This window comes from Klebsiella sp. WP4-W18-ESBL-05 (assembly GCF_014169075.1).
Taxonomy (GTDB): domain Bacteria; phylum Pseudomonadota; class Gammaproteobacteria; order Enterobacterales; family Enterobacteriaceae; genus Kluyvera; species Kluyvera ascorbata_B.
Genome location: NZ_AP022057.1, coordinates 3,425,044 through 3,439,373 on the forward strand (window position 1 = coordinate 3,425,044; position 14,330 = coordinate 3,439,373).

At 55.8% G+C, this 14,330-nt stretch carries 17 protein-coding genes and 1 pseudogene; 7 read left to right on the forward strand and 11 right to left on the reverse strand.

Annotation, left to right across the window (positions count from 1 at the left end; all coding sequences use genetic code 11):
- Positions 1–8: 8 nt before the first annotated feature.
- Together ptsI and crr are read left to right on the forward strand one after the other, a co-directional pair.
- Positions 9–1,736, forward strand: a complete 1,728-nt coding sequence (ptsI, locus tag H7R58_RS16390; RefSeq protein ID WP_182930214.1) for a phosphoenolpyruvate-protein phosphotransferase PtsI — start codon at positions 9–11, stop codon at positions 1,734–1,736.
- Positions 1,737–1,776: 40 nt separating this feature from the next.
- Positions 1,777–2,286 (forward strand): PTS glucose transporter subunit IIA, encoded by a 510-nt coding sequence (gene crr, locus H7R58_RS16395; protein WP_052282364.1) that lies wholly within the window; start codon positions 1,777–1,779, stop codon positions 2,284–2,286.
- Positions 2,287–2,381: 95 nt separating this feature from the next.
- On the opposite strand, the gene H7R58_RS16400 is transcribed toward crr, so the two are convergent.
- Entirely contained in the window at positions 2,382–2,621 is a 240-nt protein-coding gene (locus H7R58_RS16400) for a cytoplasmic protein (protein ID WP_106924176.1), read from the reverse strand.
- Positions 2,621–3,484 carry a pyridoxine/pyridoxal/pyridoxamine kinase gene (pdxK, locus tag H7R58_RS16405; RefSeq protein ID WP_182930213.1) on the reverse strand — a complete coding sequence of 288 codons (864 nt, stop codon included), beginning with the start codon at positions 3,482–3,484 and terminating at the stop codon, positions 2,621–2,623. Before pdxK ends, H7R58_RS16400 begins: the two co-directional genes overlap by 1 nt.
- A gap of 85 nt (positions 3,485–3,569) precedes the next feature.
- Between pdxK and ptsJ the strand changes: the two genes are divergently transcribed.
- From ptsJ to H7R58_RS16420, 3 genes are read left to right on the forward strand one after another with little or no spacing between them, the layout of a single operon-like run.
- A complete protein-coding gene (gene ptsJ / locus H7R58_RS16410) occupies positions 3,570–4,874 on the forward strand; it encodes a MocR-like B6 salvage transcription factor PtsJ (protein ID WP_182930212.1) in 1,305 nt (434 codons plus the stop codon).
- A gap of 4 nt (positions 4,875–4,878) precedes the next feature.
- A complete protein-coding gene (locus H7R58_RS16415) occupies positions 4,879–5,583 on the forward strand; it encodes a type 1 glutamine amidotransferase (RefSeq protein WP_106924173.1) in 705 nt (234 codons plus the stop codon).
- A 28-nt stretch (positions 5,584–5,611) separates the two neighbouring features.
- Positions 5,612–6,013: a YybH family protein gene (locus H7R58_RS16420; protein ID WP_106924172.1), complete on the forward strand. Its 402-nt coding sequence runs from the start codon at positions 5,612–5,614 to the stop codon at positions 6,011–6,013.
- Here H7R58_RS16420 and cysM read toward each other — a convergent pair.
- The 5 genes from cysM to H7R58_RS16445 form a co-directional block, all read right to left on the reverse strand.
- Positions 6,010–6,921 (reverse strand): cysteine synthase CysM, encoded by a 912-nt coding sequence (gene cysM, locus H7R58_RS16425; RefSeq protein WP_182930211.1) that lies wholly within the window; start codon positions 6,919–6,921, stop codon positions 6,010–6,012. The two genes, H7R58_RS16420 and cysM, sit on opposite strands and share 4 nt — an antisense overlap.
- 113 nt (positions 6,922–7,034) lie before the next feature.
- Positions 7,035–8,129 carry a sulfate/thiosulfate ABC transporter ATP-binding protein CysA gene (gene cysA, locus H7R58_RS16430; RefSeq protein WP_106924169.1) on the reverse strand — a complete coding sequence of 365 codons (1,095 nt, stop codon included), beginning with the start codon at positions 8,127–8,129 and terminating at the stop codon, positions 7,035–7,037.
- The gene (gene cysW, locus H7R58_RS16435) at positions 8,119–8,994 is read right to left on the reverse strand and encodes a sulfate/thiosulfate ABC transporter permease CysW (RefSeq protein ID WP_106924168.1); all 876 of its coding nucleotides are present in this window, start codon (positions 8,992–8,994) and stop codon (positions 8,119–8,121) included. Before cysW ends, cysA begins: the two co-directional genes overlap by 11 nt.
- Complete coding sequence (gene cysT, locus H7R58_RS16440) at positions 8,994–9,827, reverse strand: sulfate/thiosulfate ABC transporter permease CysT (RefSeq protein WP_035897290.1); 834 nt, start codon at positions 9,825–9,827, stop codon at positions 8,994–8,996. The genes cysW and cysT overlap by 1 nt, the downstream gene beginning before the upstream one ends.
- Positions 9,827–10,843: a sulfate ABC transporter substrate-binding protein gene (locus tag H7R58_RS16445; protein ID WP_182930210.1), complete on the reverse strand. Its 1,017-nt coding sequence runs from the start codon at positions 10,841–10,843 to the stop codon at positions 9,827–9,829. Before H7R58_RS16445 ends, cysT begins: the two co-directional genes overlap by 1 nt.
- Positions 10,844–11,089: 246 nt before the next feature.
- Between H7R58_RS16445 and yefM the strand changes: the two genes are divergently transcribed.
- Together yefM and H7R58_RS16455 are read left to right on the forward strand one after the other, a co-directional pair.
- Entirely contained in the window at positions 11,090–11,341 is a 252-nt protein-coding gene (yefM, locus tag H7R58_RS16450) for a YoeB-YefM toxin-antitoxin system antitoxin YefM (protein WP_106924166.1), read from the forward strand.
- A pseudogene (locus H7R58_RS16455) lies at positions 11,338–11,589 on the forward strand (Txe/YoeB family addiction module toxin); the annotation flags it as partial. The gene yefM and the pseudogene H7R58_RS16455, both read left to right, overlap by 4 nt.
- A gap of 38 nt (positions 11,590–11,627) precedes the next feature.
- Here H7R58_RS16455 and H7R58_RS16460 read toward each other — a convergent pair.
- From H7R58_RS16460 to H7R58_RS16475, 4 genes are all read right to left on the reverse strand, one after another.
- Entirely contained in the window at positions 11,628–12,527 is a 900-nt protein-coding gene (locus tag H7R58_RS16460; RefSeq protein WP_106924164.1) for a Dyp-type peroxidase, read from the reverse strand.
- Positions 12,528–12,624: 97 nt separating this feature from the next.
- Positions 12,625–13,200: an RpoE-regulated lipoprotein gene (locus H7R58_RS16465; RefSeq protein WP_106924163.1), complete on the reverse strand. Its 576-nt coding sequence runs from the start codon at positions 13,198–13,200 to the stop codon at positions 12,625–12,627.
- 61 nt (positions 13,201–13,261) lie between these two features.
- Positions 13,262–13,711, reverse strand: a complete 450-nt coding sequence (locus H7R58_RS16470) for a DUF2919 domain-containing protein (RefSeq protein ID WP_182930208.1) — start codon at positions 13,709–13,711, stop codon at positions 13,262–13,264.
- On the reverse strand, positions 13,698–14,123 hold the full coding sequence (locus tag H7R58_RS16475; RefSeq protein ID WP_181357945.1) for a GNAT family acetyltransferase: 426 nt from the start codon (positions 14,121–14,123) through the stop codon (positions 13,698–13,700). The genes H7R58_RS16470 and H7R58_RS16475 overlap by 14 nt, the downstream gene beginning before the upstream one ends.
- Between the last annotated feature and the right edge of the window lie 207 nt (positions 14,124–14,330).

The window sequence follows — 14,330 nt, forward strand, 5'->3', positions numbered from 1 at the left end:
GTAGGGTTATGATTTCAGGCATTTTAGCATCCCCGGGTATCGCTTTCGGTAAAGCATTGCTGCTGAAAGAAGATGAAATTGTCATCGACCGGAAGAAAATTTCTGCCGATAAGGTTGAGCAGGAAGTTGAGCGTTTTCTGAGCGGTCGTACTAAAGCGTCCGCGCAGCTCGAAGCTATCAAAACTAAAGCTGGCGAAACTTTCGGTGAAGAAAAAGAAGCCATCTTCGAAGGGCATATCATGCTGCTCGAAGATGAGGAGCTGGAGCAGGAAATCATAGCCCTGATTAAAGATAAGAACATGACGGCTGATGCAGCTGCGCATGAAGTTATCGAAGGTCAGGCGACTGCCCTGGAAGAACTGGATGATGAATACCTGAAAGAACGTGCGGCTGACGTACGTGACATCGGTAAGCGCCTGCTGCGCAACATCCTGGGTCTGGCGATTATTGACCTGAGCGCGATTCAGGACGAAGTTATCCTGGTTGCCGCAGACCTGACGCCGTCTGAAACCGCACAGCTGAACCTGAAGAAGGTGCTGGGCTTTATCACTGACGTCGGTGGCCGTACTTCCCACACCTCCATCATGGCACGTTCCCTGGAACTGCCGGCTATCGTGGGTACCGGCAGCGTCACCACTCAGGTGAAAAATGGCGACTATCTGATTCTGGATGCCGTAAACAATCTGGTTTACGTCAACCCAACAAACGAAGAAATTGAAAAACTTCGCGCTGTACAGGAACAGGTTGCCTCCGAGAAAGCCGAACTGGCAAAACTGAAAGATCTGCCGGCAATCACCCTTGATGGCCACCAGGTTGAAGTTTGCGCCAACATCGGTACCGTGCGTGATATCGACGGTGCTGAGCGTAACGGCGCGGAAGGCGTAGGCCTGTACCGCACTGAATTCCTGTTCATGGACCGCGATGCGCTGCCGACTGAAGAAGAGCAGTTTGCCGCGTACAAAGCCGTTGCTGAAGCCTGTGGCTCTCAGGCGGTCATCGTCCGCACCATGGACATCGGTGGCGACAAAGAGCTGCCGTACATGAACTTCCCGAAAGAAGAGAACCCGTTCCTGGGCTGGCGTGCCGTGCGTATCGCAATGGATCGTAAAGAGATCCTGCGTGACCAGGTTCGCGCAATCCTGCGTGCTTCTGCTTTCGGTAAGCTGCGTATTATGTTCCCGATGATCATCTCTGTTGAAGAAGTGCGCGCACTGAAGAAAGAGATTGAAATCTACAAAGCGGAACTGCGTAGCGAAGGTAAAGCATTTGACGAATCCATTGAGATCGGTGTGATGGTGGAAACCCCAGCCGCAGCGACCATTGCGCGTCATTTAGCCAAAGAAGTTGATTTCTTTAGTATCGGTACCAATGATTTAACGCAGTATACTCTGGCAGTTGACCGTGGTAATGATATGATTTCACATCTTTACCAGCCGATGTCACCGTCTGTCCTCACTTTGATCAAGCAAGTTATTGATGCTTCTCATGCTGAAGGCAAATGGACTGGCATGTGTGGTGAGCTTGCAGGCGACGAACGTGCTACACTTCTGTTGCTGGGGATGGGTCTGGACGAATTCTCTATGAGCGCCATTTCTATCCCGCGCATTAAGAAGATTATCCGTAACACGAACTTCGAAGATGCGAAGGTATTAGCAGAGCAAGCGCTTGCTCAACCGACCACAGACGAACTGCTGGCGTTGGTGAACAAGTTCATTGAAGAAAAAACAATCTGCTAATCCACGAGACGCGGCCCAAATTACTGCTTAGGAGAAGATCATGGGTTTGTTCGATAAATTGAAATCTCTGGTTTCTGATGACAAAAAAGACACAGGAACAATTGAGATTATTGCACCGCTCTCTGGCGAGATCGTCAACATCGAAGACGTGCCGGACGTAGTGTTTGCTGAGAAAATCGTTGGTGATGGCATTGCTATCAAACCAACCGGCAACAAAATGGTTGCGCCGGTTGACGGCACCATTGGTAAAATCTTTGAAACCAACCACGCTTTCTCTATCGAATCCGATAGCGGCATCGAGCTGTTCGTTCACTTCGGTATCGACACCGTTGAACTGAAAGGTGAAGGTTTCAAACGTATCGCAGAAGAAGGCCAGCGCGTTAAAGTTGGCGACACTGTGATTGAGTTCGATCTGGCCCTGCTGGAAGAGAAAGCGAAGTCTACCCTGACTCCGGTTGTTATCTCCAACATGGACGAGATCAAAGAGCTGACCAAACTTTCTGGCAGCGTAACCGTTGGTGAAACCCCGGTTATCCGCATCAAGAAGTAATGCTTGCTGCATAAAAAATGGCGCCGATTGGCGCCATTTTTTTGTCCGCAGGCCGGAGCGGGCGCTTACGCCACCATCCGGCCACCAGCCGCAGCCTACAGCGCCGAGGTCACCGGGCGAAAACAGGGCTCGTGCATCAGGACTTTCATCCCATCCGGGCCGCTTTCCAGCACCCGACGTTCGGAATCGGACACCCACAGCTCGCACTGATACCCTCCGGTAACGCCGAATACTGCCCGCGCCACGCAAGCATCTTCCAGCGCATCCTTGCCGCTGGTATCAAAATGCCCCACCAGCCGACCATTATGGCGTACAACCAGACGATAGCGCTTCATCACGCCTCCCCTGCCGGTGGCAGAATTAACTCATCGCAGCCGCACGTTTGCGTCCAGCGCATCACTTCCAGAACCCGCTGCGCGGCATCGTGTGCGGCATCAGAAAGCGATTTTTTCTGCACTATGCCGCTGATAAGCTCCGCACAGAACAGATCGCCGGTGCCCTTAAGGTCCGTTTCCAGACGTGGGTGATCGATGACCGCCGCCGATTCCGCCGTCACCACCACTACGGTAATGTTATCGGCCGTCTGGGCCGGCGCGCTGGTGATCACTACCCATTTCAGGCTGTCAGAAAGCAGCGACTGCGCGGCGGCTATCGCCTCGCCCAGCGTGCCGCAAGGCTTACCGCTCAGCATTTCCAGCTCGAATACGTTGGGCGTTAACCCCTGCGCCAGCGGCAGCAGATGAGTGCGATAGGCTTGCGGAATTTCCGCTTTGACGTAGACCCCGCTGTCGACGTCGCCTATCACCGGGTCAACCAGAATGCAGATATCCGGATGGGTGATCTGTACCGTTTTTAGCCACTCCGCCAGCAGTGCAATCTGCTCCGCGCTGCCCATATAGCCGGTGGTGACCGCTTTCAGCTCGCGCAAGGCATCACGCTCATTCAGCGCCTGGAGGTACCCACCGAACCACTCGCCGGGGATAATCCCGCCGTAAAACGTGTCGTAGTGCGGCGTATTGCTAAACAGCACCGTCGGCACGGCGGTCACCCGCAGACCGTGGGCCTTGATCGCCGGGACGGCAATACTGTTGCCGACGCTGCCGTAGACCACCAGAGACTGCACGGCCACGATGTCCGTTTGCAGCGCACGGTGCGTATCGTGGAACAGCACCGACTGTATTTCACTATCCTGCCCCATCTCCTTCTCCTTATGACTCTGGACAGCGGGCTGGCGCCTCACTATTATCGTCATATGCTAAAATTCATTTTGTCATAGGTCAATAATGATCGACGGAAAAAGCGCCAGTGAAATTTTTGACAGTATTCGCCAGCATATCACCAGCGGACAGTTGGCGAAGGGGGAAACGCTGCCGCCCGTGCGTTTCCTGGCGATGCGTCTGGGCGTTAACCGCAATACGGTTGCCGCCGCCTATAAAAGACTGGTGACCTCCGGGCTGGCGCTTAGCCTTGGCCGCAACGGCACGGTGATTAAAGCCACGCCAACGCCGGTAGCGCTGGAAGGTGGCAACCCGCATACCCCGCTCACCGATCTCTCCGGCGGCAATCCTGCCGCGGATAAATTACCGGATTTGGGTCGTTATCTATCACACATTAGCCGAACGCCGCGCCTGTATGGCGATGCGCCGGTATCACCCGCGCTGTATGACTGGGCCCAGGGCTGGATGCAAGAGGCGATACCCACGGCGGGCGAAATAGATCTGACCAACGGTGCCGTCGATGCCATCGAACGCCTGCTGAGCGCTCATCTGCTGCCCGGCGATAGCGTCGCCGTGGAAGACCCCTGCTTCCTCAGTAGCATCAGCATGCTACGGTACAGCGGTTTTCACGCCAGCCCGGTTACCATCGACAGCGAAGGGATGCAGGCGGACGCCCTGGAACGTGCGCTCGCCGCCGGCGCTCGCGCAGTGATCCTGACACCACGCGCCCATAACCCCACCGGCTACAGCCTCAGCGCGGCACGAGCCGCCGCTATCCGCCAGGTGCTCAGCCGCTACCCGCAGGCGCAGGTTATCGTCGATGACCACTTTGCGCTTCTTTCGGCAGCCGACTGGCACCCCGTGCTTACGTCGGATACCCGACACTGGGCGGTGATTCGCTCGATGTCCAAAGCGCTGGGTCCGGATCTGCGCCTGGCCTTTGTTGCCAGCGATACGGCCACGTCGGCGAAGCTGCGGCTGCGGCTCAACGCCGGGAGCCAGTGGGTAAGTCATCTGCTACAAGATTTAGTCTACGCCTGCCTGACGGATGAGGCGTTCCCACAACAGCAGGCGCTGGCTCGTCAGTTTTACGCCAGCCAACAACAAAAGCTGGCACGGGCGCTACGCAGCCGTGGCATTGAAAATGCGCCCCCCGGTGATGGTCTGAACCTGTGGCTTCCGCTCCCCGCCGCCAGCCAGACAGCGGCGTTTTCGCTGGCAAAATCAGGCTGGCTGGTGCGTGAAGGCGAGGCGTTTGGCGTCAGTGCCCCTGCGCATGGACTGCGTATTACCATTTCTACACTTAGCGATAACGACATCACCCGACTAGCGGCCGATATTCATCAGGCGCTTAGCCTCTATCAGGAGTAAAACAGTGCGAGTCCATTTTGTTATTCACGAATCGTTTGAATCTGCGGGCGCTTACCTGCCGTGGGCCGAGTCGCGCGGCCATGAGATCAGTTGGACGCACGTCTATAACCATGAGCGCGTCCCCGCCAACGCCGATGGTTTTGACATGCTTGTCGTCTTTGGCGGCCCTCAGTCGCCGCGCACAACGCTCGCCGAATGCGCTTACTTCGATTCCAAAGCCGAACAGCAGCTCATTCGTCAGGCCATTGACGCCGGACGCACGGTGGTCGGCATTTGCCTCGGTTCGCAGCTGATTGGCGAAGCCTTGGGTGCTGCCGTAGGCCAGAGTCCGGAAAAAGAGATTGGTCACTACCCGATAACCCTCACCGAGGCTGCGCTTCAACACCCGCTGTTCAACCATTTCGGTTCGCCGCTCACCGTCGGCCATTGGCACAACGACATGCCGGGGCTGACCGATAGCACGGTCGTTCTGGCCACCAGCGCCGGCTGCCCGCGCCAGATAGTGCAATATACCGATAAGGTGTATGGCTTCCAGTGCCACATGGAGTTTACCGCCGACGCGGTTGAAGGATTGATTCAGCACTCCCAACAGGAGCTGGATGAAGCCAAAGGTAAGCCGTATATCCGTAGCGTCGATGAGATGCGCGCCTATGACTATCGCGAAATGAATGAGAAGCTATGGGGATTTCTTGATAAGTTGACGCAGTAACCCACCACCAATGCGTTAAGGAGAAGACATGCCAGCGTCATCGCTTAAAGCGGTTATCGAAGCCTGCGACCGCGCCATCTCGCAGGAAGACTACGCCACGCTGATGGAATATTACGCCGAGGACGCCACGCTGGTGGTGAAACCCGGCATGATGGTCAGCGGGAAAGAAAACATTCGCAAAGCGTTTATTGCCATCGCCGATTATTTTCAGCATCGACTGACGGTGACGCAGGGCAGAATGGAGATTATCGAAGGTGGCGATAACGCGCTGGTGATCATGGAGACCCGGCTGGATATTGCTCAGGAAAACGGTGAAACAACGCAGGTCACGCGCCGCGCGACCTACGTATTTCGCCAGCAGGCAGGGCGTTGGCTGTGTACGGTAGATAACTCGTACGGCACCGACCTGCTGGACAGCACGGTGACTTAAATCCCCGCCCCCTGGCTGAAGTGTTCTTCACCAAATACCCCGGTAGACAGATAGCGATCGCCGCGATCGCAGATGATCGCTACCACTACCGCACCCGGGTTTTGCTCGGCCACGCGAATCGCGCCCGCCACCGCGCCGCCGGAACTCACGCCGCAGAACACGCCTTCTTTCACCGCCAGCGCGCGCATGGTGTTTTCCGCGTCGTTCTGGTGAATATCCAACACCTGGTCAACCAGGCTGGCGTTAAAAATCCCCGGCATATATTCCGCTGGCCAGCGACGAATACCGGGAATACTGCTGCCCTCTTCCGGCTGCAGGCCAACGATAGTGACCGCTTTTTCCTGTTCACGTAAAAAACGTGACACGCCGGTAATCGTACCGGTGGTGCCCATACTGGAGACAAAGTGGCTGATACGCCCTTCCGTCTGCCGCCAGATTTCCGGGCCGGTCGTGGTGTAATGCGCGTACGGGTTATCCGGGTTGTTGAACTGATCTAACAGCTTGCCTTCGCCTCGCTGGGCCATGTCCAGCGCTAAATCACGCGCCCCCTCCATGCCCTGCTGTTTGGTGACCAGAATCAGCTCAGCACCGTAGGCACGCATCGCCGCACGGCGTTCCTGGCTCATATTGTCCGGCATCAGCAGCTTCATCTGATAACCTTTCAGCGCGGCGATCATTGCCAGCGCAATGCCGGTGTTGCCGCTCGTTGCCTCAATCAACACGTCGCCCGGCTTAATCTCGCCACGCTTTTCCGCCTCGACAATCATCGACAGCGCGGCCCGATCCTTCACCGACCCGGCGGGATTGTTGCCTTCCAGTTTGACCCAAATTTCACTGCCGTTATCCGGCCCCAGACGTTGTAATTTGACCAGCGGCGTGTTGCCGATCGTTTGTTCTAATGTATTCACTTCTGCTGTCCAATAAAAAGCCCGGCTGCGTTTCGCTTACCGGGCCTGTCAATATTGTTTTGTAGGCCGGGTAAGCGTAGCGCCACCCGGCAAAACCACGTGCGATTAAGCTATCAGGCCGTTTCTGCCAGAGCAAGCGTCTCATGGGACTCAATACGCTGGTCACCATGATAGAGGCGTGCATTCTGCAAGCCCACAAACAGACGATCGCCACGCAGCGGCGCATCATCCCCGCGCATCACCACCGTTAACGGCTCGTGATACCACCCCAGAGGCTGGACAACTAATTGGGTGTAGTGACCTTTCGGGCTGGCTTCCAGTACCTGAACCGGCAGCGGGGAATCGAGGCTGGTACGGCGGCTCACATCCACTTCCCACGGGCGCAGGAACAGATCTACCGGCCCCTGATAAGACGGCGTATAGCCCAGCGGCCAGCGGTGCGCGCCAACGTGGAACTGCCCGCCGCGAATGGTCCCCTGCAGACGGTTCACTTCGCCCATAAACTCCAGCACGAAGCGGGTGGCGGGCTCGCGCCAAACCTGATCCGGCTCATCGGCCTGTTCGATATTACCCTGGCTCATCACCACCACGCGGTTGGCGACTTCCATCGCTTCTTCCTGATCGTGGGTGACGAAGACGCTGGTGAATTTCAGCTCTTCATGCAGCTGACGCAGCCAGCGACGCAGCTCTTTACGTACCTGCGCATCCAGCGCGCCGAACGGTTCGTCGAGCAGTAAAATCTGTGGCTCCACCGCCAGCGCACGAGCCAGCGCCACGCGCTGTTTTTGTCCGCCAGAAAGCTGTGCCGGATAGCGGTCTGCCAGATGAGCAAGCTGCACCATCTCCAGCAGTTTAGTGACTTTTGCTTTAATGGTCGCGGCGTTTGGACGCTCGCGGCGCGGCAGCACCGTCAGGCCAAAGGCGATGTTGTCGAACACCGTCATATGGCGGAACAGCGCGTAGTGCTGGAACACAAACCCCACTTTACGATCGCGCGCGTGCAGGCGGCTGACGTCGGTGCCGTGGAAGCGAATATGCCCGCTGGTCTGGTGCTCCAGCCCGGCAATAATGCGCAGCAGCGTGGTTTTCCCGGAACCGGACGGCCCCAGCAGTGCGACCATCTCGCCGGAAGGGATATCCAGAGAGATATCATTCAGCACCTGGGTGCGACCAAAAGACTTCTTAATATTGGCAATCTCAATGCTCATGATTTCCCTCCTGTTGCGCGCGTTTTTCCTGATTATGCAAACGCCACTGCAACGCACTCTTTAAAAATAAGGTCAGAATCGCCATCAGGGTCAGCAGCGCCGCGGCGGTAAAAGAACCGACGGTGTTGTAGTCCTGCTCCAGCAGTTCAATCTGTAACGGTAACGACAGGGTCTCGCCGCGAATCGAGCCGGAGACCACCGACACCGCGCCAAACTCACCGATAGCACGAGCGTTGGTCAGCACCACGCCGTACAGCAGCGCCCAGCGAATATTTGGCAGCGTAACGCGTTTAAACATCTGCCAGCCGGAGGCACCGAGCAGCACCGCCGCTTCGTCTTCCTGACTGCCCTGGCTCAGCATTACCGGTACCAATTCACGAACCACGAACGGGCAGGTCACAAAGATGGTGACCAGCACCATGCCCGGCCAGGCAAACATAATTTGCAGGTTATGCGCTTCCAGCCAGCCGCCGAGTGGGCCGTTGGAACCGTAAAACAGCAGATAAACCAAACCCGCGACGACCGGCGAGACGGCAAACGGGATATCCAGCAGCGTCAACAGCAGCTGACGCCCCGGGAAGTTAAAGCGCGTCACCAACCATGCCAGCAGCACGCCGAACACCAGGTTTACCGGCACGGTAATCAGCGCAATCATCACCGTCAGCCAGATGGCGTGCAGCATGTCCGGGTCGGCCAGGTTTTGCAGCACCGGCATCAGCCCTTTGCTGAACGCCTGGACGAAGATATAGATCATCGGCACCAGCAGGATAAAGGCCGAAACCAGCATCCCGGTACCAATCAGAAACCATTTACCCCAGTTGATGCGGGGTGCGTCATAGCGCTTCAATTGAGTAACTTCCGCCATTAGTGACCTACCACACGTCGACCAAAGCGACTTTGCAAGGTATTGATGGAGAACAGCAGCAGCAGAGAGGCCGCGAGGATAACCGACGCAATCGCGCTCGCCGCTGGATAATCAAACTCCTGCAGGCGAATAAAGATCATCAGCGAGGTCACTTCCGTCTTCCAGGCAATGTTCCCGGCGATAAAAATTACCGCGCCAAACTCGCCAAGGCTGCGGGTGAACGACAGCGCGACGCCCGCCACCAGCGCCGGGGAAAGTTCCGGCAGCACCACTTTACGGAAGCTCTGCCAGCGCGTCGCGCCCAGCGTTTCCGCCGCTTCTTCATATTCAGGGCCTAACTCTTCCAGCACCGGCTGTACGGTACGCACCACGAACGGGATGCTGGTGAACGCCATCGCCACCGCAATGCCGAGCCAGGTGTAGGTCACTTTGATATCAAACTTCGCCAGCCACTCGCCGTAGAAGCCGTTCACCGAGAACAGCGACGCCAGCGTCAGGCCCGCCACCGCCGTTGGCAGCGCAAACGGCAGATCCATCAGCGCGTCCAGCAGCGTACGGCCCGGAAAACGGTAGCGGGTTAACACCCACGCCATCAGCAGGCCGAACACGCCGTTAAAAATCGAGGCCACAAACGCCGACAGCAGCGTCACTTTGTAGGCCGCCACCACCTGCGGGTTGGTAATCACGTCCCAGTACTGCGACCAGCTCATCTGCGCCAGTTGCATCACCAGCGCGCTCAGCGGCAGCAGCAGAATTAAACAAACAAACAGCAGACTGGTGCCAAGGCTCAGGGTAAAGCCCGGCAGCACGCGTCTGGAAGAAACAGCAAACATTACTTACGCCCCGCCGCTAACAGCTTGTCTAACTTACCACCGCTGGCGAAATGCGTTTTCATCACTTCAGGCCAGGCGCCAAATTTGTCTTCCACGCGGAACAGTTCGGTCTGCGGGAATTTGTCTTTCAGCTTGTCCATCACCTGCGGGTTGTTCACGCGGTAGTAGTAGTCGGTGATGATGGTCTGCGCCTGCGGGCTATACAGATAGTTCAGGTAGGCTTTCGCCGCCTTCTCGGTACCGTTGGCCTTAACGTTTTTATCGACCCAGGCGACCGGGAACTCCGCCAGAATGTTGACCTTCGGCACCACCACTTCGAAGCCCTGATCTTCATACTGCTTACGGATATTGTTCACTTCCGATTCGAAGGTGATCAGCACGTCGCCCAGACCACGCTCCACGAAAGTTGTGGTCGCGCCACGGCCGCCGGTATCAAACACTTCGACATTTTTCAGGAACTGGGTCATAAACTGCTGCGTTTTGGCTTTATCGCCGCCGTCAGCCTGATCCGCCGCGCCCCACGCCGCCAGATAGGTATAGCGCGCGTTACCGGAGGTTTTCGGGTTCGGGAAAATCAGCTTCACGTCCGGGCGCACCAGGTCGTTCCAGCTATGAACATTTTTCGGGTTGCCCTTACGGACCAGGAACGCCATGGTCGAGTAGAACGGCGAGCTGTTGTTCGGTAAACGCGCCTGCCAGTCCGCCGGAATCAGGTTGCCTTTATCATGCAGAATCTGCACATCGGTCACCTGGTTATAAGTTACAACGTCTGCTTTTAAGCCCTGCAAAATAGCCAGCGCCTGCTTGGAAGAACCGGCGTGTGACTGCTTAATCGTCAGCTTGTCACCCGCGTTATCCTTCGCCCACTGCTGTTCAAACGGCGTATTCAGGGCGGCGAACAGCTCACGGGAGACGTCGTAAGAGCTGTTTAGCAGCTCCGTCGCCTGTGCTTGTGCCACCAGCAGCATTGAAGCGGCCAGCGCCAGGTATCTTTTTTTCAGTAACGTCATAGCCATTGCGCACCCTATCGTTTGGAGACTCTCTGAGCACCAGTGTATTTATAACGGAGACGAAAGGAGTAACGGTTTTATATACCGTTTGGTGATTTGGAAGTTGAAAAGGGAATAAGGATTTTTAACATGTCAGGAATATCTGGATAACGACTCGCAAAAGCATTATCAACGGCTTGTTCGGGCTGTTAATCCAGGGTCAAATACCCACACATATACAATGGACATGTATGACATATTCAGGAGAGTGCCATGAGAATAATCAGCGATAGCGAAGCCCGGCAAAACCTATCCACAACGTTACGGCAAGCGACGGAAGACCGCGCCCCTATTATCATCACCCAACAAAACGGTAAGGCATGCGTGCTGATGTCGCTCGAAGAATACCGTTCGCTGGAAGAAACCGCTTATCTGATGCGATCACCCGCAAATGCCGGACGACTCATGGATGCGATTGAGGAGCTAAAAACTGGAAAAGGTATCCAAAGGGATTTGATGGAGTGAAACTTATCTGGTCAGCACAGGCATGGGACGATTATCTGTACTGGCAAAATACGGATAAAAGCATGATAAAAAAGATAAACGAGCTTATCAGGGCGATTAAACGCACGCCCTTTGTCGGCAAAGGTAAGCCAGAACCGCTGAAATTTGATCTGGCGGGATTTTGGTCCCGCCGGATCACATTAGAGCATCGACTTGTCTACAAACTTGATAACGATGCTCTACTGATTGCGGCATGCCGGTATCACTATCAGACGGCCCGTTTTATGGCATCTGAAGAGAATGCACCTTACAACGCCACTAACTTATCCAGCGAAGGCGCAAAGTAATACCCACCGGTCACCGGCTTAGTAAAGCGCAGCATCGCATCACGCTTACCGTCGGTGTCGCCAAACATGCTCAGCAGCTGCTGCTCAATGTTATGCAGACGCGCGCAGTACGCGCAGAAGTACAGGCCGTGGGTACCGCTCGCCGTACCATAAGGCAGGCTCTGACGCACAATTTTCAGCCCTTTGCCGTCTTCTTTCAGATCAACGCGGGTCAGGTGAGAGGTTTCCGGGCGATCGTCGCCGTCGATCTCTTCGTTGGCTTCTTTGGTACGGCCAATCATCATTTCCTGATCCGGCACGCTCATGCGGTTAAGCTGCTTGAGGTTGTGCTCCCAGCGCTGTACGAACACGTAGCTGCCGCCCGCATCAACGCCGTCTTTAATCACGGCCACTTCGCGGCGCGTTTCTTCACCCGCCGGGTTCTCGGTGCCATCAACGAAACCGCTCAGGTCACGTTCTTCAACCCAGCGGAAACCGTGCACTTCTTCCTGCACGTCCAGGGAATCACCGAACGCCGCCAGTGCAGCCTGAGCAACGGAAAAGTTCACGTCGTGGCGCAGCGACAGAATGTGGATAAGCACATCAAACTGCGTGGAGGGTGCAAGTCCTTTACCGTACGGAGGGAAATCTTTCAGCTCTTCTGCACCTACGCCGCCGCTCAGCTCGCGCCAGGTGTTGTGGCCAAACGCGACAACCGCGCCTAAATGGGCTTCCGGGAATTTATCCTGAAACGCCGCCAGCTTTTCGGCAAAAATTTTGCTGCCGGCACGCAGGGCGTTAACGTCCCCTTTAACATTGGCTTCAATCCAAATCGCCGCGCGGCAATGTTCCGGCAAAATGCCGCTCTGAACCTGAGACATCGCTCCTCCTGAAATAAAATGCCACGACATCGTGGCATAGAAAAACCTTACACATTGTACCCGCTTTTCGACGCAGCGGGTCAATTTGCCGACAAAATTAGCGCCGCCAGATTATTTTTGACAGCGTCCAGTTTTTCAACGCATCGTCCGGCGGCATTAGCCCCTGCGGCCCCTGCCAGGTGCCGGAGAACTGGTAACTAATGTGCTGGCTCTCTTTTGCTTTACATTCCACCACGTTACTCTCGTCGTCAACTGCAGGTGCACAGTTGCCGAAGGCTTTATCGTAAATAGCGTTAAACGCTGCGCCGACCTTCACGCCGTCGGCGGCTTCAACGCTGTCATCCAGGACGTCAACCCGGCTGACGCTGCCGCCGTCGCCGTTAATCACCATCGCCAGCTTGTCACCGCGCAGCGCTTCAAAGTAGTGAACAATATTGCCCTGGTGCGCCTTCATGCCGCTTCGAATACGATAGCTGCTGCCCAATGCGTCGCTAATGGCCTGTTCGTTCAGCGCCGTGGTTCCGCTAATCCCGCCCACGCCCTGCTCGGTGATACCGGCCGAAGAGCCAAACCAGTTCCACGGATAGGCCGCCGACCAGTTAACCGACGACAGCGTTGAGCAGCCGGTCAACGCCAGCGGCAGTGCACAGAAGAATAAACGCAGCGATTTCATTGATACTTCCTATAAATTCAAGTCAGGCCTGTTGGAGTCCAGTAAACGCAAAAAGTGCCGTTTAATCTGTGACCTCGCGAAAACAGGCGCGTAAACGGCGATTGCTCAGCAGCCACCATAGGGCATAGATATCCAGCAAAAACAGGCTTAACCCAACGCCGGACAGCGCCTCACCGCTGAGCCACAGCCACGGCTGCCACAGCAGCAGGATAATCTGCGACACGATTAACGCCGGATGCAGCCATCGCCATAATCGCGGGTAGACGTGGCGCCGCCCGCTAAGCAGAAACGCCAGTACGGCCGGTACGCCGGGCAGCAGGCCAATCCAGAAAAGCGAGTGGTCAGGATAGAACAGATTGAGCAAGGCATCGCCCTGATCGCGTGAGGCGCCGGCCATCAGGAACAGCACCCACGTCCGCGCCTGTAACAACAGCAGGCACCAGAACAAAAACGGCAGTCGCAGGCGGCCCTGCGGATCGTAGTCGGCGGGCGAGAAATCAGTACTCTTCATCTTCGATCAGACGTTTTCCTAAGCTTTGCACATCGGCATGTTCATAGCCCAGACGCTCGTACATGCCCAGCACGACGTCGTTTTCCTCACGCACCATAATGTGAATTTTCGGGCAGCCGCGGGCAATGAGCTTTTTCTCAAGACGATTGAGCAGCGCGTTAGCAATACCGCGGCCGCGGTATTCCGGGTGAACGCCAAGATAATAAGCTGAACCACGATGACCGTCGTAGCCGCCCATAATGGTACCGACCACTTCACCGTTGACCTCCGCCACCAGGAACAGGCTGACGTCATGGTTTACCTTACGTTCGATATCCATCTCAGGATCGTTCCATGGTCGCAGCAGATCGCATCGCTCCCATAGAGTGATGACCTCTTCAAAGTCCGACTGGCGAAAAACGCGTATCTCCATGGTATTGCCCGCCTTTTCAGGTTCAAAAACAGTGATTATGGCGTGAACGGCCAATTTAGCCAATATCTGGCGCGGCACAGTGAAAAAAATGGCATAATAAGGTACAGACACGTATTGAAATGAAAAGTAAAACAATTCTCATCACGAACTGTCGTAACGAAGATCGCGATACGATATAACATATAGATTCTTGTTTTTACAACTCAG